Consider the following 18208-nt stretch of genomic DNA (forward strand, 5'->3'; position numbering starts at 1 on the left):
GAATTCCCCTGCGGTCACTGGTGATGTGGGTCCCATCATCGCCGACCGGAGGCCCCGGAAGCGAACCCGGCTTACTGCGCGGACGGCCGGAAACCGGCCACGGCGTTGTCGAACACCGGCTTGTACTCGTCCCATTGGGACTTGGGAGCGGAAAGGTAGATGGCGTACTCGCGTTCGCCTTCCTTGCCGAATCCCAGATCTATGGCCCGATAGTCGCGTTTACTGCCTTTGAACGTGAACTGCCAGATGGCGGCGTTCTGTCCGAATACGGTCGTCGGCTGCATGCGCTCCTGGTGGTAGCCGGCCAGGGTGTCGCGCACCTTGGTCTCCAGGGACTTGAAGTGCGCGAGGTGGTCGGGTCCCGCGTAGTCCAGGACGCTGAACTTGAGGCCCACGAGCCCGGTGGGATCGATGTAGTTGACCTCACCGTCCGCCACCGTGCGCCGCCAGCCCTTCGGCACCGGCACGGCGAAGCCCTTGGCGGCCTCGGTGACGAGCCGGTAGTTCTTCGGGAGCGGCGGCGGCTCCGCGGTCGTGGACGGCGAGGGGCTGGGCGTCGTGGTATCCGGCGGCGGGGTGTGCGTCTTGGACGCGGTGGGGCCGCCGCCGTCGTCCCGGAAGTACGCGAAGGCCGCGGTCCCGCCGCCCGCGACGGCGGCCGCGGTGAGCACCGCGACGACCCACCGGCCCCGGCGCCGCGGCCGGGGTGCTGCGGCCGGCGTGCCACCGGGAGGAGTCGTGGAGGCGTCGGGGACCGGCTCGGCGCCGTGGCCGACCGTCACCTGGGCGGTCGCGCGGGCGGGTTCGGCCGGCCGGCCCGATCCGGACCCGGCGGGCGTGACGGTGGTCGACGCGGTGCCGCCGCGCTCGAAGCGCGTGGTGTCCGTATCGGCGGCCGGCAGCCGCAGCAGCCGTTCGGCCTCCTCCGCCGACATCCGCTCGCGCGGATCCTTGGCGAGCAGCCCGGCGATGACGTGTTCCAGCGGCCCGGCGTTGGCGGCGGGCAGCACCGGGTCCTCGGAGATGGCGTACGCGGTCTCGATCGCGGTGTCCCGGCGGAACGGCGAGTTCCCCTCCACCGCCTGATAGAGCGTCGCGCCCAGCGCCCACAGGTCGGCCTCCGGGCCGGGCGACTGGCCCTTGATGCGTTCCGGCGAGAGGAAGTCGATGGAGCCGATCAGCTCGCCGGTGCGGGTGAGCGTCGAGGTGCCGGACGCCTGGGCGATGCCGAAGTCGGTCAGCACCACGCGGCCGTCCCCGCCGAGCAGGACGTTGCCCGGCTTCACGTCGCGGTGCAGCACCCCGGCGCGGTGCGCGGCCCGCAGCGCGGCGACCATGCCGCGGCCGATCCGCGCGGCCTCCACGGGCGCCAGCGCGCCGTGCTTCTTCAGCGCTTCGCCCAGCGTCATGGACGGCACGTACTCCATGACGATGGACGGCAGGCCCTCGTCGTCCACCACGTCGTGCACGACGATGACGTTCGGGTGGCTGATCCGGGCGGCGGCACGGGCCTCCCGGCGGGTGCGCTCGAAGATGGTGGCCAGTTCGTCCTCGTGCAGATGGGGCTGCGGGGGGTGCAGCTTCTTCACCGCGACCTGGCGGCCGAGCAGTTCGTCCTCCGCGCGCCAGACCGTGCCCATGCCCCCGCGGCCTATCCGCTCCACCAGCCGGTACCGGCCGGCCACGAGTCGCCCCGCCTCCGCGTGATCAGACACCATGCGCCCCTCTGCTCCCCCGTCGGTCCCTAGAGAGGCACGATATCCGGCGCGCCCAGCCGTGCCGCGTCCGCGGTCGTGTCGTCGGGCTGGCGCTGCGACTCGCGCTCCGCCTCGACGCGCTTCTGGTAGTGCTCGACCTCCTTCTCGATCTGCCCCTTGTCCCAGCCCAGGACGGGCGCCATGAGCTCGGCCGCCTCACGGGCGCTGAGGGTGCCGCGGTCGAACGTCTCGATCGAGATACGGGTTCTGCGGGTCAGCACGTCGTCGAGGTGCCGGGCGCTCTCGTGCGACGCCGCGTACACGATCTCGGCCCGCAGATAGTCCTCGGCGGCGGGCAGCGCGTCCCCCAGCGACGGATCCTCCACGATGAGCTGCAGGACCTCCTCGGCGAGCGCGCCGTACCGGTTGAGCAGGTGCTCGATCCGGGCGACGTGCAGCCCCGTGCGGGCGGCGAGGCGGGCCCGGGCGTTCCACAGCGCGTGGTAGCCCTCGGCGCCGACCAGCGGCACCTCCTCGGTGATGCACTCCGCGACCTTGTGGTCCAGCCCGTGGACGGCCTCGTCCACCGCGTCCTTCGCCATCACCCGGTACGTCGTGTACTTGCCGCCCGCGACGACGACCAGCCCCGGCAGCGGGTGCGCCACGGTGTGCTCGCGCGAGAGCTTGCTCGTCGCGTCCGACTCACCGGCCAGCAGCGGCCGCAGCCCGGCATACACGCCCTGCACGTCGTCCCTGGTCAGCGGGACGGAGAGCACCGAGTTGACGTGTTCGAGCAGATAGTCGATATCGGCGCTGGACGCGGCCGGGTGCGCCTTGTCGAGGTCCCAGTCGGTGTCGGTGGTGCCCACGATCCAGTGCCGTCCCCACGGGATCACGAAGAGCACGCTCTTCTCGGTCCGCAGGATCAGCCCGGACGACGAGTGGATCCGGTCCTTCGGCACGACCAGGTGGATCCCCTTGGACGCCCTGACGTGGAACTGTCCGCGTTCGCCGATCAGCGCCTGGGTGTCGTCCGTCCACACCCCGGTCGCGTTCACGACCTGCTTCGCCCGGACCTGGTACTCGCCGCCGCCCTCCACGTCCTGCACCCGGGCGCCGACCACGCGTTCGCCCTCCCGCAGGAAGCCGACCACCCGCGCCCGGTTGGCGACCTGGGCGCCGTACGCCGAGGCGGTCCTGACCAGCGTCGTGACGTAGCGCGCGTCGTCCATCTGGGCGTCGTAGTACTGCAACGCGCCGACCAGGGCGTCCTTCTTGAGGGCGGGGGCGACCCGCAGCGCGTGCTTACGCGTCAGATGGCGGTGCACGGGCAGCCCGCGGCCGTGCCCGGACGAGAACGACATGGCGTCGTACAGGGCGACGCCTGAGCCGGCGTAGAACCGCTCCCAGCCCTTGTGCTGCAGCGGGTACAGGAACGGCACCGGCTTCACCAGGTGCGGGGCGAGCCGCTCCAGCAGCAGGCCGCGCTCCTTGAGCGCCTCGCGCACCAGGGCGAAGTCGAGCATCTCCAGATAGCGCAGACCGCCGTGGATCAGCTTGCTGGAGCGGCTGGAGGTGCCGGACGCCCAGTCCCGCGCCTCGACCAGGCCGGTCGACAGCCCGCGGGTCGCCGCGTCGAGCGCCGTACCGGCTCCCACGACGCCGCCGCCCACGACCAGGATGTCGAGCTCCTCGTCCGCCATCCGGGCGAGTGCCGCCTCGCGCTCGGCCGGGCCCAGTGTTGTCGTCCGCATTCGTGCCTCCTGTTGTGGAGCAGGTGCGTGCGCCCCGTCACTCGATAGTGACCGCCACAGGGGCCGACAGCCACCTTTGCAGACCCGGACACCCCCGGACCGGCGCCGGATCCGTGGACGAGTACCCCGGAGTTCCGGCGCGCCGTGCGGTCATATCAGCCTTATGTCTGGTTAGCCTGTTTTGAAGCCATTCGTGGCTGCTAGGGAGAGGACTGACCCCCATGCCCGCAGACCTCGCCGTCATCGGACTCGGCCGCGCCGGGATCCTCCTCGCCCAAGCGGCCGCCGCCGCCGGAATCGGCGTCATCGGATACGACGCCGACGAGAACACCGCCGCCGACATCAACGCCGGCCGCGTACCGGCCGGCTTCCTCGCCGCCGCCGACATCCGCCGGATGCTCGCCACCGGATTCCGCGCCACCTCCGACCCCTCCGTGCTCGGCCGGGTCAGAACCGCCGTGATCTGCGCCCCGACCCCGCTCGGCGCCGACCGCGCCCTCGACCTCAGCGCCGTGGCGGCCGCCGCACGGGCGCTCGCCACGCATCTGCGGGCGCACACCACCGTGGTGCTCGAATCCACCGCCTACCCCGGCACCACCGAGGAATTCCTCCTCCCGATCCTGGAGGAGTCCGGCCTGCGGGCCGGCCGCGACTTCCATCTCGCCTACTCCCCCAGCCGCGTCGACCCCGGCAGCCGCGACCACCACATCCCCAACACCCCCAAGGTCATCGGCGGTTACACCTCCGCCTGCACCGAGGCCGCCGCCGCGTTCTACGGACGCTTCGTCGAACGCGTCGTCCGCGCCCGCGGACTGCGCGAGGCCGAGACCGTCAAGCTGCTGGAGACCAACTACCGGCACGTCAACATCGCCTTCGCCAACGAGATGGCGGTCTTCTGCCACGACGTCGGCGTCGACCTGTGGGACGTCATCCGCTGCGCCGAGACCAAACCGTTCGGCTTCCAGGCCTTCCGGCCCGGCCCCGGCGTCGGCGGACCGGGCGTCGCCCTCGACCCCAACTACGTCGCCACCCGGGCCCGCACCCCCGGCTACCCGCTGCGCATCGTCGAGCTGGCCCAGGAGGTCAACGGACGCATGCCGCGCTACGTCGTCCAGCGCGCGGCCGCCCTGCTCAACGAGCACGGCAAGTCACTGCGCGGCGCCCGAGTCCTGCTCCTCGGCGTCACGTACAAGGCCGACCTGGCCGACCAGGAGAACGCCCCCGCCCGCGAGATCGGCTCCCGCCTGATCGAACTGGGCGCCCAGATCTGCTACCACGACCCGTACGTTCCGGAATGGCGCGTCCTGGACCGGCCCATCCCCCGCGCCGACTCCCTCTGGGAAGCCGCCGCCGACGCCGATCTGACGCTCCTGCTGCAGCACCACCGCACCTACGATCTCCAAGGCCTCGCCGTCAAGGCCCAGTTGCTCCTCGACACCCGCGGCGCCACCCCGGTGGGAGCCGCGGCCCGCTTGTAGCGGACCGGTAGCGGTCACGTAACGGCCCGCTGAAACGTCTTGTCGCACTGTCATATCCGGCTGCTAGCCTTCGGGGCCGTCGTTCGCACGCCACTTCTGTGCGATGCAGACCTTCCAACCCCGGGGGACCCCACCATGAGCCAGTCGTACCCACCGCCGCAGCCGCCGCAGGGCGGCAACCCCTACGGCCAGCAGCCGCCGCAGTACGGCGTCCCGCCGCAGGGTGGCAACCCGTTCGGCCAGCAGCCGCAGCAGCCGGGCGGCTTCGGCGGCGGCTACCCGCCCCCGGCCCCGCTGCCCCCGGCCCGCAACAACGCGGGCCTCGGCATCCTGGCCGGTGTCGTCGTCATGCTGGCCGCAGCCGCCGCGTACGGGGGGATCATCCGGCTGACCGAACACGAGATCGGCTACGCCGCGGTGGGTGTCGGCGCGCTCATCGGGCTCGTGGTCGGCAAGGTGGGCGGCCGCAACGCGGCACTGCCCGTGTTCGCCGCCGTGCTCGCACTGGCCGGCATCTTCCTCGGCCAGTACTTCGGCGAGGCGCTGATGGTCTCGAAGCTGGCCGGTGTGCCGGTGACGGAGGTCATCTCGGATCACGCGAAGTTCGTCTTCGACGCGTGGAAAGAGGACGGCGGTGTGCTGAGCGTGCTCTTCTTCGCCTTCGGCGCCGTCACCGCGTTCGGCGGAGCCAAGCGCGTAGCGGGCTGACACAGCCCGCGGACAGCAGGTGTGACGCAAGGGGCCCCGGCCCCCGACCGCGCCACCGACGTGAAGGGGCCCGGACCGCAGCATCGCGGTCCGGGCCCCTTCAACGTCAGAGCGTCAGAAGGTCAACGCCGGTGCGCAGGCGAGACCGTCACCTCGACCCGCTGGAACTCCTTCAGGTCCGAGTACCCCGTCGTCGCCATCGAACGGCGCAGCGCCCCGAAGAAGTTCATCGAGCCGTTCGGCGCGTGCGACGGGCCGAGCAGGATCTCCTCGGTGGTGCCGGCCGTGCCCAGGTTCATGCGCTTGCCGCGCGGCAGCTCCGGGTTGACCGCCTCCATGCCCCAGTGGAAGCCGCGGCCCGGCGCGTCCGTGGCGCGGGCCAGCGGGGAGCCCATCATCACGGCGTCGGCGCCGCAGGCGACCGCCTTCGGCAGGTCGCCGCTGGAGCCGAAGCCACCGTCCGCGATGACGTGCACGTACCGGCCGCCGGACTCGTCCATGTAGTCGCGGCGGGCGGCCGCGACGTCGGCGACCGCGGTCGCCATCGGCACCTGGATGCCGAGCACGGCGCGCGTGGTGTGCGCGGCGCCGCCGCCGAAGCCGACCAGCACACCGGCGGCGCCGGTCCGCATCAGGTGCAGCGCCGCGGTGTACGTGGCGCAGCCGCCGACGATGACCGGCACGTCCAGCTCGTAGATGAACTGCTTCAGGTTGAGCGGCTCGTGCGAGCCCGAGACATGCTCGGCCGACACGGTGGTGCCGCGGATCACGAAGATGTCCACGCCCGCGTCCACGACGGCCTTGGAGAACTGCGCGGTGCGCTGCGGGGAGAGCGCGGCGGCGGTCACGACACCGGCGTCCCGCACCTCCTTGATGCGCTGCCCGATCAGCTCTTCCTTGATCGGCGCCGAGTAGATCTCCTGGAGGCGGGCGGTCGCGGCCGTCTCGTCCAGTTCGGCGATCTCCGCGAGCAGCGGCTCCGGGTCCTCGTACCGGGTCCACAGACCCTCGAGGTTGAGCACGCCCAGGCCGCCCAGGTTTCCGATGCGGATCGCGGTCTCGGGCGAGACCACGGAGTCCATCGGGGCGGCGAGGAAGGGGAGCTCGAAGCGGTAGGCGTCGATCTGCCAGGCGATCGAGACCTCCTTCGGGTCCCGGGTGCGGCGGCTGGGGACGACGGCGATGTCGTCGAATGCGTACGCCCTGCGGCCGCGCTTGCCCCGCCCGATCTCGATCTCAGTCACTGTTGGCCCTTCTTCGCTGGTCTACCCGCCCAGTATCCCCGAGCGGGCAAGCGGAAGCCCGCAGACCATCGGTCTGCGGGCTTCCGCTGACGTTCTTCCGCTGGTCAGCGCAGGTCAGCGCCCGTGATAGTTCGGCGCCTCGACGGTCATCTGGATGTCGTGCGGGTGGCTCTCCTTGAGGCCGGCGGAGGTGATCCGCACGAAGCGGCCCTTCGTCGCCATCTCGTCGATGCTGGCGGCGCCGACGTAGCCCATGGTCTGGCGCAGGCCGCCGACCAGCTGGTGCAGCACCGCGGAGAGCGGGCCGCGGTACGGGACCTGGCCCTCGATGCCCTCGGGGACGAGCTTGTCGTCGGAGGAGACCTCGGCCTGGAAGTAGCGGTCCTTGGAGTAGGACAAGCCCTGGCCGCGGGACTGCATCGCGCCGAGCGAACCCATGCCGCGGTACGACTTGAACTGCTTGCCGTTGATGAAGAGCAGCTCGCCGGGGCTCTCCTCGCAGCCGGCCAGCAGGCTGCCGAGCATCACGGTGTCGGCGCCGGCCGCGAGGGCCTTGCCGATGTCGCCGGAGTACTGCAGGCCGCCGTCGCCGATGACCGGGACGCCCGCGGCCTGGCAGGCCACCGCCGCCTCGTAGATCGCGGTGACCTGGGGGACGCCGATGCCGGCGACCACGCGGGTGGTGCAGATGGAGCCGGGGCCGACGCCGACCTTGACGCCGTCGGCGCCCGCGTCGATCAGGGCCTGGGCGCCGTCACGGGTGGCGATGTTGCCGCCGATGACATCCACCGGGACACTCGACTTGATCTTGGAGATCCAGCTCAGCGCGTTGCTGTTGTGACCGTGCGAGGTGTCCACGATCAGGAAGTCCACACCGGCCGCGACCAGACCCTGGGCGCGCTCCAGCGCCTCGGGGCTGGCGCCGACGGCCGCGCCGACCAGCAGCCGGCCCTCGGCGTCCTTGGCGGCGAGCGGGTACTTCTCGGCCTTGACGAAGTCCTTGACGGTGATCAGACCCTTGAGCCGGCCCTCGTCGTCGACCAGCGGAAGCTTCTCGATCTTGTGGCGGCGCAGCAGGCCGATCGCGTCCACGCCGGAGATGCCGACCTTGCCGGTGACCAGCGGCATCGGCGTCATGACCTCGCGCACCTGGCGCGAGCGGTCGCTCTCGAAGGCCATGTCGCGGTTGGTGACGATGCCGAGCAGCTTGCCCGCGGCGTCGGTGACCGGGACACCGCTGATGCGGAACTTGGCACAGAGCGCGTCCGCCTCGGCGAGCGTCGCGTCCGGGTGCACGGTGATCGGGTCGGTGACCATGCCGGACTCGGAGCGCTTCACGAGGTCGACCTGGTTGACCTGGTCCTCGATGGACAGGTTGCGGTGCAGCACGCCCACGCCGCCCTGCCGCGCCATGGCGATGGCCATCCGCGCCTCGGTGACCTTGTCCATGGCGGCGGACAGCAGCGGGATGTTGACCCGGACGTTGCGGGAGATCCGGGAGGCGGTGTCGACCTGGTTCGGGAGCACTTCGGAGGCGCCCGGCAGCAGCAGCACGTCGTCGTACGTGAGGCCGAGCATCGCGAATTTCTCGGGTACCCCTGCGGCGTTCAGAGTCATGACACCTTCCCAATGGTCTTGCCCGGCGAGTTGTTCAATGCTAGTGGACTCCGCGGGCATTCCCGGCGACGAAGCCGGGACCCGGGGAGCACCACTGGCGCTGGGACAGGCTCTACGCGCTGAGACCTCGGGGATCGCCGCCGGTCGAGGCCTCCGCGGACTCCTCCGCGATGGCGCGCAGCCTGCTGAGGGCACGGTGCTGGGCGACCCGGACGGCTCCGGGCGACATCCCCAGCACCTGCCCGGTCTCCTCGGCGCTGAGGCCGACCGCGACCCGCAGCAGCACCAGTTCCCGCTGGTGCTCGGGAAGGTTGGCGAGCAGCTTCTTGGCCCAGGCCGCGTCACTGCTGAGCAGCGCGCGCTCCTCGGGGCCGAGCGAGTCGTCCGGCTTCTCCGGCATCTCGTCGGAGGGCACGGCGGTACTGCCCGGGCCGCGCATGGCGGCCCGCTGCAGATCCGCGACCTTGTGGGCGGCGATGGCGAAGACGAAGGCCTCGAACGGCCGCCCCTGGTCGCGATAGCGCGGCAGCGCGCACAGCACGGCGAGGCAGACCTCCTGGGCGAGGTCGTCCACGAAGTGACGAGCATCACCGGGCAACCGGGACAAACGGCCGCGGCAATACCGCTCGGCCAACGGGTGCACCAGGGCCAGCAGGTCATGGGTCGCCTGCTCGTCACCATCGACCGCACGGCGGACGAGGGCGCCGAAGGCTGCGTTGTCGCCGTTGGCCTCGTCTCGCATCGGTCCATGGTGCATGGCCGCAGGACGTTCTGCCGCATCGCGTGAGTCCTTGTGCACCGAAGCGTTATGCGCGGGGGCGTCGGCCGCCTTCACGGCGTCCCCCCGCTGCCCCGCCCGCCGATCCCCGAGGAAGTCCATACGTCAAGCATGCGTCCTCGCTCGGGAAACCGGTACGAGCGGGGCGGCTCCACCCGTAAGCCCACCGCGCATGGCCCTAGCGGACCAGGCCCCAGCGGAACCCGAGCGCCACCGCGTGGGCCCGGTCCGATGCACCGAGTTTCTTGAACAGCCGCCGGGCGTGCGTCTTGACGGTGTCCTCGGAGAGGAACAGCTCGCGGCCGATCTCGGCGTTGGACCGTCCATGGCTCATGCCTTCGAGCACCTGGATCTCGCGCGCGGTCAGGGTCGGCGCGGCGCCCATCTCGGCGGAGCGCAGCCGGCGCGGGGCCAGCCGCCAGGTCGGGTCGGCGAGCGCCTGGGTGACGGTGGCCCGCAGTTCGGCGCGCGAGGCGTCCTTGTGCAGGTACCCCCGGGCACCGGCCGCGACGGCGAGCGCCACGCCGTCCAGGTCCTCGGCGACGGTGAGCATGATGATGCGGGCGCCCGGGTCCGCAGAGAGCAGCCGGCGCACGGTCTCGACACCGCCGAGGCCGGGCATCCGGACATCCATGAGAATGAGGTCCGAGCGGTCGGCGCCCCAGCGGCGGAGGACTTCCTCGCCGTTGGCCGCGGTCGTTACACGCTCGACGCCGGGCACGGTCGCGACCGCGCGGCGCAGGGCCTCTCGGGCGAGCGGGGAGTCGTCACAGACGAGGACGGAAGTCATGCCCGCCCTCCGCAGCTGAACCGCGTCACGTTGAGCCTCCAGGCTGTACGAAACTTCACCGTTGGGGCTGACGGCGTCGGGCACCTGCCCGAATCGTTCGTCCGCCAACCACTTCCGCACTCTCAACGACCCTCACTCGAAAGAGTTACGGAGTTTGGCTGCCATAGCCAGCACTCTACGTGAGGGAACGAATACGGATCAGCCGCATCGCAGGTCCAGAGGGCGCACTGGGATCGGACCCGGAAGCACTTCGCGCGCCCACTTGCCGGACATGCATCCCGCCGAACGGGTCCTATGTCGGAGTTTGCACTATTCGGATGCTCTTTGAGGCATTGCACGGTGTTCGCGGCTAAATTTGTGATGAGTCATATTTACATCTACTTAGACAGTAGATGTACGGTCGAGAGCACCTGGAGCGTGTCCAGCCGGCAGCGACCGGCCTCGGACGGTCCGGGCATCGACCGGACAGGACCCTGGCTCCTCAACACACCCTTCGAGGGGATGAGCAATGGCAGACTTCTCCCGCCTTCCGGGCCCGAACGCCGATCTATGGGACTGGCAGCTCGTCGCGGCTTGCCGCGGCGTCGACAGCTCCCTGTTCTTCCACCCAGAAGGCGAGCGCGGCGCCGCCCGAAGCGCCCGCGAGGCCTCCGCGAAGGAGGTCTGCATGCGGTGCCCGGTACGCGCGGAGTGCGCGACGCACGCGCTGGCCGTCCGGGAGCCCTACGGAGTGTGGGGCGGGCTGACGGAGGATGAGCGCGAAGAGATGATGGGCCGCTCGCGGCACCGGCTGCTCACCATGCAGCCGACGAACTGAAGAATCGTTTCTTCGGCACGTCTTCGGCGCGTCTCGCGCCTCTTCGGCGCCTCTGGTGCGCGGCTTCCGCACTCGTCCGCGCGGCTTCCGCAGTTCTCCGCGCGGCTAAGGGCACAGCTGTGCCTGCCGGGCAGGGCAGGTGGGCCGGGCAGGGCAGGTGTGACGCCCTGACCTACCGCAGGCCCGCCCGCGCGAGCCGGCCGAGCATCATGTCCACGGCCGGTACATGGGCCAGGTCGGGCAGCGTGAGGGCCACCACCTCACGCTGCACGGCCGGAAGCACCTCCAGCACCGCGACGCCCTTGGGGCGCACCGCCTCCAGCGCCAGCTCGGGCAGCACCGCCACCCCGAGCCCGGCCGCGACCAGACCCACCACCGCCGGGTAGTCGTCCGTCGCGAAGTCGATGCGCGGGGTGAACCCGGCGCGCTCGCACACCTCCACCAGATGGCGGCGGCAGCGCGGGCAGCCCGCGATCCACTCCTCCTCCGCCAGTTCCTCGATGCGCACCGGCCGGTCCCCGGCCGCGAGCCGGTGCCCGGCGGGCACCAGTCCGACCAGCCGGTCGGTCAGCAGCGGCCGGACGACCAGGTCGTCCCACTGCTCCTCCGCCGGCGTCGGCAGATCCACGTACCGGAACGCCAGCGTGATGTCGCAGTCCCCCGCACGGAGCATCTCCACGGACTTCGGCGGCTCCGCCTCGACCAGCGAGATCTTCGTGCCGGGGTGCGCGGCGCGCATCCCCGCGACCGCGGTGGGCACCAGCGTCGAACTGCCCGACGGGAACGACGACAGCCGCACCCGTCCCGCGCGCAGCCCCGCGATGGCCGCGACCTCCTCCTCGGCGGCCGTCAGGCCCGCCAGGATCCCGGCCGCGTGCCGGACCAGCGCCTCGCCGGCCTCCGTCAGCCGCATCTCCCGGCCGGTCCTGATCAGCAGGGTGGTCCCGGCGGACAGCTCCAGCGCCTTCATCTGCTGGCTGACTGCGGGCTGGGTACAGCCCAGCTCCCGGGCGGCGGCGGAGAACGAACCGGTCCTGGCCACGGCGCGGAGCACCCTGAGATGACGTGCCTCGATCATCCTCCAACCATAAGCGATGCTTGGAGATACCTGGAAGTTATTGGTCGTGGACTTTGAGAGCGGAGCGCGGCAGGCTCAGGAGGCATGGACTCCCTTCCGAACGCCGGGCCGGCCGGCGACGCGTTCTCCGCGATCGCGCCGGGCATCACGTACCTCAACACCGCCACCATGGGGCTGCCGCCCACCCGGACGGCCGAAGCCCTGCGCACCGCCGTCGGCGACTGGGCCGCCGGGCGGCCGCCCCTCGACCGGTACGAGGCCGCGGTCGGCGCCGCCCGCGCGTCCTTCGCCCGGCTGCTGTCCACCTCCGTCGAACGGGTCGCCATCGGCTCGACCGTCTCCACGAGCGTCGGCAAGATCGCCGCGGCGCTGCCGGCGGGCGCCGAAGTGCTCGTCGCCGACGGCGACTTCAGCTCCCTGGTGAACCCGTTCGCCGGCCGCGGCGACCTGGCCCTGCGCTCCGTCCCGCTGGCCGACCTGGCGGCCGAGGTGCGGCCGGGCACGGCGCTCGTCGCCGTCAGCGCCGTCCAGTCGGCCGACGGCCGCGTCGCCGACCTCCCGGCGATCCGCGCCGCGGCCGCCGCCCACGGCACCCGCACCCTCGTCGACGCCACCCAGGCGGCCGGCTGGCTCCCCCTGCGCGCCGACGACTACGACTACCTCGTCTGCGGCTCCTTCAAGTGGCTCCTCGGCGCACACGGCGTCTCCTTCCTCACCGTCCGCCCCGGCACCGAGGACGGCCTCTCCCCCGCGTTCGCCGGCTGGTACGCGGGGGACGACCCATGGGCCGAGTGCTACGGCCCGATCGCCCGACTGGCGACGACGGCACGGCAGTTCGACGCGTCGCCGGCGTACCTGGGATTCGTGGCGGTGGCGGAGTCGCTGGCGCTGATCGAGGAAGTGGGGGTGGAGGCGATCCACGCGCACGACGTCTCGCTGGCTACGGCGTTCCGGGACGGGGTGGCGGAGTTGGGGTTCCCGGCGATCGGGGAGGGCGGGTCGGCGATCGTGTCGGTTCCGGGACTGCCGGGTGCGGTGGCGGGGCGGCTGGCGGAGGCGGGGGTGGAGTTGGCGGCGCGGGCGGGGAGTCTGCGGTTCGCGTTTCACTTGTACAACTCGGGGAGTGACGTGGAGCGGGTGTTGGGGGTTCTGCGGGCGGGTTGACGGGTCGGGGGCCGGGTCCTCCGGTGGGGGCTGACGTACCCGCGCCCCCGACGCTTATCGTCGAAGGATGCTGCTGCTATCTGTCAACGTCGGCCGGCCGCAGGCCAATCCCTGGAAGGGGATCGCCTCCACCGGCATCGACAAGCGTCCCGTGACCGGCCCGGTGGCCGTGGTGGCGCCCGGGGCGAAGGGCACCGGGGCCGTGGGGCTGGCCGGGGACCGGGTCTATGACGTGAAGCATCACGGGGGGAACGATCAGGCCGTGTACGCCTACGCCCGGGAGGATCTCGACGGGTGGGAGGAGGAGCTCGGGCGCGAGCTTCCCAATGGGGTGTTCGGGGAGAACCTCACGACGTCCGGGGTGGATGTGAACGGCGCGGTCATCGGGGAGCGCTGGCGGGTGGGGGGCGGGGTGGTGCTGGAGGTGTCGTGTCCGCGGATTCCGTGTGTGACGTTCGAGGGCTGGCTGGACCGGCCGGGATGGCTCAAGCGGTTCACCGCCGCCGCGGTGCCCGGGGCGTATCTGCGGGTCGTCTCGGCGGGCGAGATCAGTGCGGGGGACGCGGTGGAGGTCGTCGGGCGGCCGGAGCACGAGGTGACGGTCGCGCTGGCGTTCCGGGCGCTGACCGCCGAGCCGGAGCTGCTGCCGCGGCTGGTCGTCGCGGACGCGCTGCCCGCCGGGGATCTGGAGCGGATCCGCCGGAGGGTCGCCGGGCGGGGGCCGCGAACGTAAGGTGCTTTCCATGTCGCGACTCCTGTCACTCAACATCGGCCGCCTGATGGCCGTCGACTACTCGGACCGTGGAACGACCGGGATCGACAAACGGCCCGTCGACGGCCCGGTGGCGGTGGCCGACCCCGGGCCGCAGGGCGTGGCGGGCAGTGGTGTGGCGGGCGACGACATCATCGACCGGCGGTTCCACGGCGGGGACGACCAGGCCGTGTACGCGTTCGCGCGGGAGGATCTGGACCGCTGGGAGGGCGTGCTCGGGCGGGAGCTGCCCAGCGGGGTGTTCGGGGAGAACTTCACGACGGCCGGGGTGGAGGTCAACTCCGCGGTGATCGGGGAGCGCTGGCGCGTCGGTGAGGTGGTGCTGGAGGTGACCTCGCCGCGGATACCGTGCCGCACCTTCGCCGGGTGGATGGACGAGAAGGGGTGGGTCAAGCGCTTCACCCAGGACCGCCGGCCCGGTGCCTTCCTGCGGGTCGTCGAGCCGGGTGCGGTGCGGGCGGGTGACGGGATCACCGTGCTGTCGCGGCCCGATCACGAGGTGACCGTCGAGTTCCTGTTCCGGGCGATGACGACGGAGTCGGAACTGCTGCCGCGGACGCTGGTGGCGATCGACCTGATCAACAGGTCGTACGCGGAATCGATCCGCAAGCGGCTCGGCTAACTTCATGGCATGACGACTTCACTGATCACCGGCTCGACGGCAGGGATCGGCGCCGCCTTCGCGCGCCGGCTCGCGGCTGACGGGCACAACCTGGTGCTGGTGGCCCGGGACGCCGAGCGGCTGCGGAAGCAGGCGGCCGAACTGCACGACCGGCACGGCATCGAGGCGGAGGTGCTCTCCGCCGATCTGTCGCGGGACGACGGGATCGCGGCCGTCGAGGCACGGCTCGCGGACCGGGCCCAGGCGGTGGATCTGCTGATCAACAACGCCGGGTTCGGCAACAAGGGGCGCTATCTCGAGGTCTCGATGGCCGATGAGCTGACCATGCTCAAGGTGCACTGCGAGGCCGTGCTGCGGCTGACGAGCGCGGCGGCGGACGGCATGCGGGAGCGGGGACGTGGCGGCGTGGTGAACGTCGCGTCGGTCGCCGCCTTCGTGCCGCGCGGGACGTACGGGGCGAGCAAGGCGTGGGTCGTGCAGTTCACGCAGGGCGCGTCGAAGGATCTGGCGGGGACCGGCGTACGGCTGATGGCGCTCTGCCCGGGCTTCGTGCGGACCGAATTCCATGAGCGTGCCGGGATGGGGACGGACAACATCCCGGGCTGGATGTGGCTGGACGCGGACAAGCTGGTCGCGGCGGCCCTGAAGGACCTGGCTCGCGGCAGGACGCTGTCCGTGCCGGACCCGAGGTACAAGACGCTGATGGGCCTGGTGAAGCTGGCGCCGCGCGGCCTGCTCGGCGGGGTCACCTCCAGGACGGGCCGCAAGTACGGGCCGCAGTAGCCGCTGCCCGGCGGCAGCTGCGGAAGGCGCATTTCTTACTAAAATGGAGGTATTCCACCCGGCTCGGGAGGTACACCATGCATTTCACCCAGATCATCGACTTCAAGACCGAGCAGTTCGACGACATGAACCAGCTCATGGACCGCTGGGTCGAACAGACCAAGGGCAAGCGGACCGCGAGCCACAGCGTCATCGGCAAGGACCGCGCCGACGCGTCCCACTATGTCGAGATCGTGGAATTCCCGTCGTACGAAGAGGCGATGAAGAATTCCCAGCTTCCGGAGACGGAGCGGATCTTCCAGGAGATGGTGGCGCTCTGCGACGGGGTGCCCACGTTCACGGACCTGGACGTGGTCCGGGACGAGCAGCTCAACAAGGCGGCCTGCCGCCGGTTCTTCGAAGAGATCGCCAATGACGGCGATCTGGACGCCATCGACGAGATCTTCGCGGCCGGTTACCGCGATCACGACCCCGGCAAAGAGGCGGACACCGTGGGAACCGCCGCCCTGCGCGCGGACGTCGCCGGGTACCGGGCGGGGTTCGACTTCCGGTTCACGATCGACGACCAGCTCGCCGAAGGGGACTGCGTGGCGAACCGGTGGACCTGGACCGCCACCCACGTCGCGGAGTTCCGCGGCATGCCGGCCACCAACCGGCAGGCCCAGATGACCGGCCAGACGGTCTTCCGGTTCCAGGACGGGATGATCGCGGAAGGCTGGTGGAACCACGACCTGCTCGGCCTGCTGACCAAGCTCGGCGTGATCGAGATGCCGCACTAGGGCCAGCGAAAGGCAGCGAAAGGCCCCTGCTCCCGCCGGGCGGCGGGAGCAGGGGCCTTCGTGCGACAGAGCGCGGCTACAACGTCAGTGCGAGTGGCCGTGGCCGCCGTGGCCGGCGTCGCCCTCGTCCTCGGCCGGCTTCTCGACGACCAGGGTCTCGGTCGTGAGCAGCAGGGCCGCGATGGAAGCGGCGTTCTCCAGCGCGGAGCGGGTGACCTTGACCGGGTCGATGACGCCGGCCTTCACGAGGTCGCCGTACTCGTTGGTGGCGGCGTTGAAGCCGTGACCGGCCTCCAGCTCCGCGACCTTGGCGGTGATGACGTAGCCCTCGAGGCCCGCGTTCTCCGCGATCCAGCGAAGCGGCTCGACGGCGGCGCGGCGGACGACCGCGACACCCGTGGCCTCGTCGCCGGTCAGGCCGAGGTTGCCCTCGAGGACCTTGACGGCGTGGACGAGAGCGGAGCCACCGCCGGAGACGATGCCCTCCTCGACCGCGGCGCGGGTCGCCGAGATGGCGTCCTCGAGACGGTGCTTCTTCTCCTTGAGCTCCACCTCGGTGGCCGCGCCGACCTTGATGACGCAGACGCCGCCGGCGAGCTTCGCGAGGCGCTCCTGGAGCTTCTCGCGGTCCCAGTCGGAGTCGGTGGCGGCGATCTCGGCCTTGATCTGGCCGACCCGGCCGTCGATCTCGGCCTTGTCACCGGCACCGTCGACGATGGTGGTGTCGTCCTTGGAGATGGTCACGCGGCGGGCGGTGCCCAGCAGGTCGAGACCGGCCTGGTCGAGCTTGAGGCCGACCTCTTCGGCGATGACGGTCGCACCGGTGAGGGTGGCGATGTCGCCGAGCATGGCCTTGCGGCGGTCACCAAAGCCCGGGGCCTTCACCGCGACGGCGTTGAAGGTGCCGCGGATCTTGTTGACGACGAGGGTGGAGAGCGCCTCGCCCTCGACGTCCTCGGCGATGATCAGCAGGGGCTTGGACGCGCCGGCCTGGATGACCTTCTCCAGCAGCGGCAGCAGGTCCTGGATCGAGGTGATCTTGCCCTGGTGGATCAGGATGTACGGGTCGTCGAGGACGGCCTCCATACGCTCCTGGTCGCTGACGAAGTAGGGCGACAGGTAGCCCTTGTCGAAGGCCATGCCCTCGGTGAAGTCCAGCTCCAGGCCGAAGGTGTTGGACTCCTCGACGGTGATGACACCGTCCTTGCCGACCTTGTCCATCGCCTCGGCGATGAGCTCGCCGACCTGCTTGTCCTGGGCGGACAGCCCGGCGACGGCCGCGATGTCTTCCTTGCCCTCGATCGCGCGGGCGGTCTTCAGCAGCTCCTCGGAGACAGCCTTGACCGCGGCGTCGATGCCCTTCTTCAGGGAGGCGGGGGAAGCGCCGGCGGCGACGTTGCGCAGGCCCTCGCGGACCAGTGCCTGGGCCAGCACGGTGGCGGTGGTGGTGCCGTCACCCGCGATGTCGTTGGTCTTGGTCGCCACCTCCTTCACGAGCTGGGCGCCAAGGTTCTCGTACGGGTCGTCGAGCTCGACCTCACGGGCGATGGTGACGCCGTCGTTGGTGATGGTCGGCGCGCCGAACTTCTTGTCGATGACGACGTTGCGGCCCTTGGGACCGATCGTCACCTTCACGGTGTCGGCAAGCTTGTTGACGCCACGCTCAAGGGCGCGACGGGCGTCCTCGTCAAACTTAAGGATCTTCGGCACTGCGTCCTACCTCGTCTTTTCCTCGTCAAAGACCAAACCCCGGGCGCCGGGTCAGTAGACACGGATACCCGGGGAAGGTCACGGCTGCTGCTAGTGGTGAAGCAGACCTACTTCTCGATGACCGCGAGAACGTCGCGGGCCGAGAGGACGAGGTACTCCTCGCCGTTGTACTTCACCTCGGTGCCGCCGTACTTGCTGTACAGCACGACGTCGCCGACGGAAACGTCGAGCGGAAGACGGTTACCGTCCTCGAAGCGGCCCGGGCCCACGGCCAGGACGACGCCCTCCTGGGGCTTCTCCTTGGCGGTGTCCGGGATGACCAGGCCGGAGGCCGTGGTCTGCTCAGCCTCGAGCGCCTGGACCACGATGCGGTCCTCGAGCGGCTTGATGGCAACCTTGCTGCTGGCGGTCGTCACG

At 70.9% G+C, this 18208-nt stretch carries 17 protein-coding genes; 8 read left to right on the forward strand and 9 right to left on the reverse strand.

All coding sequences use genetic code 11. From position 1 onward, the window contains the following. Positions 1-71: 71 nt before the first annotated feature. Both LNW73_RS12545 and LNW73_RS12550 read right to left on the reverse strand, forming a co-directional pair. A complete protein-coding gene (locus LNW73_RS12545) occupies positions 72-1718 on the reverse strand; it encodes a protein kinase domain-containing protein (RefSeq protein WP_250989976.1) in 1647 nt (548 codons plus the stop codon). Between the two features lie 26 nt (positions 1719-1744). Then, on the reverse strand, positions 1745-3451 hold the full coding sequence (locus tag LNW73_RS12550) for a glycerol-3-phosphate dehydrogenase/oxidase (protein ID WP_250977307.1): 1707 nt from the start codon (positions 3449-3451) through the stop codon (positions 1745-1747). A 221-nt stretch (positions 3452-3672) separates the two neighbouring features. Between LNW73_RS12550 and LNW73_RS12555 the strand changes: the two genes are divergently transcribed. Further along, positions 3673-4929, forward strand: a complete 1257-nt coding sequence (locus tag LNW73_RS12555; protein WP_250977306.1) for a nucleotide sugar dehydrogenase — start codon at positions 3673-3675, stop codon at positions 4927-4929. Positions 4930-5064: 135 nt separating this feature from the next. Continuing rightward, positions 5065-5637: a hypothetical protein gene (locus LNW73_RS12560; protein WP_250989977.1), complete on the forward strand. Its 573-nt coding sequence runs from the start codon at positions 5065-5067 to the stop codon at positions 5635-5637. A 122-nt stretch (positions 5638-5759) separates the two neighbouring features. Here LNW73_RS12560 and LNW73_RS12565 read toward each other — a convergent pair whose 3' ends face one another. The 4 genes from LNW73_RS12565 to LNW73_RS12580 all read right to left on the reverse strand — a co-directional run bounded on the left by LNW73_RS12565 (position 5760) and on the right by LNW73_RS12580 (position 10066). Further along, on the reverse strand, positions 5760-6881 hold the full coding sequence (locus tag LNW73_RS12565) for a GuaB3 family IMP dehydrogenase-related protein (protein ID WP_250977304.1): 1122 nt from the start codon (positions 6879-6881) through the stop codon (positions 5760-5762). Between the two features lie 114 nt (positions 6882-6995). Further along, positions 6996-8498 carry an IMP dehydrogenase gene (guaB, locus tag LNW73_RS12570; protein WP_250989978.1) on the reverse strand — a complete coding sequence of 501 codons (1503 nt, stop codon included), beginning with the start codon at positions 8496-8498 and terminating at the stop codon, positions 6996-6998. A gap of 112 nt (positions 8499-8610) precedes the next feature. Beyond that, positions 8611-9240 (reverse strand): sigma-70 family RNA polymerase sigma factor, encoded by a 630-nt coding sequence (locus LNW73_RS12575; protein WP_232484674.1) that lies wholly within the window; start codon positions 9238-9240, stop codon positions 8611-8613. A gap of 214 nt (positions 9241-9454) precedes the next feature. Then, positions 9455-10066 carry a response regulator transcription factor gene (locus tag LNW73_RS12580; RefSeq protein WP_003948568.1) on the reverse strand — a complete coding sequence of 204 codons (612 nt, stop codon included), beginning with the start codon at positions 10064-10066 and terminating at the stop codon, positions 9455-9457. Between the two features lie 508 nt (positions 10067-10574). Between LNW73_RS12580 and LNW73_RS12585 the strand changes: the two genes are divergently transcribed. Further along, entirely contained in the window at positions 10575-10883 is a 309-nt protein-coding gene (locus LNW73_RS12585) for a WhiB family transcriptional regulator (RefSeq protein ID WP_138352947.1), read from the forward strand. A 172-nt stretch (positions 10884-11055) separates the two neighbouring features. Here LNW73_RS12585 and LNW73_RS12590 read toward each other — a convergent pair whose 3' ends face one another. Continuing rightward, complete coding sequence (locus LNW73_RS12590) at positions 11056-11961, reverse strand: LysR family transcriptional regulator (protein WP_138352946.1); 906 nt, start codon at positions 11959-11961, stop codon at positions 11056-11058. A gap of 84 nt (positions 11962-12045) precedes the next feature. Between LNW73_RS12590 and LNW73_RS12595 the strand changes: the two genes are divergently transcribed. The 5 genes from LNW73_RS12595 (at position 12046) to LNW73_RS12615 (ending at position 16081) form a co-directional block, all read left to right on the forward strand. Beyond that, positions 12046-13125, forward strand: coding sequence for an aminotransferase class V-fold PLP-dependent enzyme (locus LNW73_RS12595; RefSeq protein WP_250989979.1), 1080 nt, complete (start codon positions 12046-12048; stop codon positions 13123-13125). Positions 13126-13192: 67 nt separating this feature from the next. Continuing rightward, complete coding sequence (locus LNW73_RS12600; RefSeq protein WP_250989980.1) at positions 13193-13858, forward strand: MOSC domain-containing protein; 666 nt, start codon at positions 13193-13195, stop codon at positions 13856-13858. 10 nt (positions 13859-13868) lie between these two features. Beyond that, the gene (locus LNW73_RS12605; protein WP_250989981.1) at positions 13869-14519 is read left to right on the forward strand and encodes an MOSC domain-containing protein; all 651 of its coding nucleotides are present in this window, start codon (positions 13869-13871) and stop codon (positions 14517-14519) included. Between the two features lie 9 nt (positions 14520-14528). Further along, entirely contained in the window at positions 14529-15302 is a 774-nt protein-coding gene (locus tag LNW73_RS12610; RefSeq protein ID WP_250977299.1) for an SDR family NAD(P)-dependent oxidoreductase, read from the forward strand. 77 nt (positions 15303-15379) lie between these two features. After that, complete coding sequence (locus tag LNW73_RS12615) at positions 15380-16081, forward strand: ester cyclase (RefSeq protein ID WP_250977298.1); 702 nt, start codon at positions 15380-15382, stop codon at positions 16079-16081. An 84-nt stretch (positions 16082-16165) separates the two neighbouring features. Here the strand turns inward: LNW73_RS12615 and groL are convergent, their stop codons facing one another. Further along, a complete protein-coding gene (gene groL / locus LNW73_RS12620) occupies positions 16166-17791 on the reverse strand; it encodes a chaperonin GroEL (RefSeq protein ID WP_250977297.1) in 1626 nt (541 codons plus the stop codon). A 107-nt stretch (positions 17792-17898) separates the two neighbouring features. Beyond that, on the reverse strand, positions 17899-18207 hold the full coding sequence (groES, locus tag LNW73_RS12625; RefSeq protein WP_138352939.1) for a co-chaperone GroES: 309 nt from the start codon (positions 18205-18207) through the stop codon (positions 17899-17901). Position 18208 lies beyond the last annotated feature (1 nt).

Source organism: Streptomyces sp. RKAG337, assembly GCF_023701715.1.
In the GTDB taxonomy this organism is placed as follows: domain Bacteria; phylum Actinomycetota; class Actinomycetes; order Streptomycetales; family Streptomycetaceae; genus Actinacidiphila.

Coding starts and splice junctions, on each gene's coding strand:
- LNW73_RS12560 (WP_250989977.1), top strand. CDS start 5,065: ATGAGCCAGTCGTACCCACCGCCGCAGCCGCCGCAGGGCGGCAACCCC.
- LNW73_RS12590 (WP_138352946.1), bottom strand. CDS start 11,961: ATGATCGAGGCACGTCATCTCAGGGTGCTCCGCGCCGTGGCCAGGACC.
- LNW73_RS12610 (WP_250977299.1), top strand. CDS start 14,529: ATGACGACTTCACTGATCACCGGCTCGACGGCAGGGATCGGCGCCGCC.
- LNW73_RS12580 (WP_003948568.1), bottom strand. CDS start 10,066: ATGACTTCCGTCCTCGTCTGTGACGACTCCCCGCTCGCCCGAGAGGCC.
- guaB (WP_250989978.1), bottom strand. CDS start 8,498: ATGACTCTGAACGCCGCAGGGGTACCCGAGAAATTCGCGATGCTCGGC.
- LNW73_RS12615 (WP_250977298.1), top strand. CDS start 15,380: ATGCATTTCACCCAGATCATCGACTTCAAGACCGAGCAGTTCGACGAC.
- LNW73_RS12550 (WP_250977307.1), bottom strand. CDS start 3,451: ATGCGGACGACAACACTGGGCCCGGCCGAGCGCGAGGCGGCACTCGCC.
- LNW73_RS12605 (WP_250989981.1), top strand. CDS start 13,869: ATGTCGCGACTCCTGTCACTCAACATCGGCCGCCTGATGGCCGTCGAC.
- LNW73_RS12545 (WP_250989976.1), bottom strand. CDS start 1,718: ATGGTGTCTGATCACGCGGAGGCGGGGCGACTCGTGGCCGGCCGGTAC.
- LNW73_RS12555 (WP_250977306.1), top strand. CDS start 3,673: ATGCCCGCAGACCTCGCCGTCATCGGACTCGGCCGCGCCGGGATCCTC.
- LNW73_RS12600 (WP_250989980.1), top strand. CDS start 13,193: ATGCTGCTGCTATCTGTCAACGTCGGCCGGCCGCAGGCCAATCCCTGG.
- LNW73_RS12585 (WP_138352947.1), top strand. CDS start 10,575: ATGGCAGACTTCTCCCGCCTTCCGGGCCCGAACGCCGATCTATGGGAC.
- LNW73_RS12595 (WP_250989979.1), top strand. CDS start 12,046: ATGGACTCCCTTCCGAACGCCGGGCCGGCCGGCGACGCGTTCTCCGCG.
- LNW73_RS12575 (WP_232484674.1), bottom strand. CDS start 9,240: ATGCGAGACGAGGCCAACGGCGACAACGCAGCCTTCGGCGCCCTCGTC.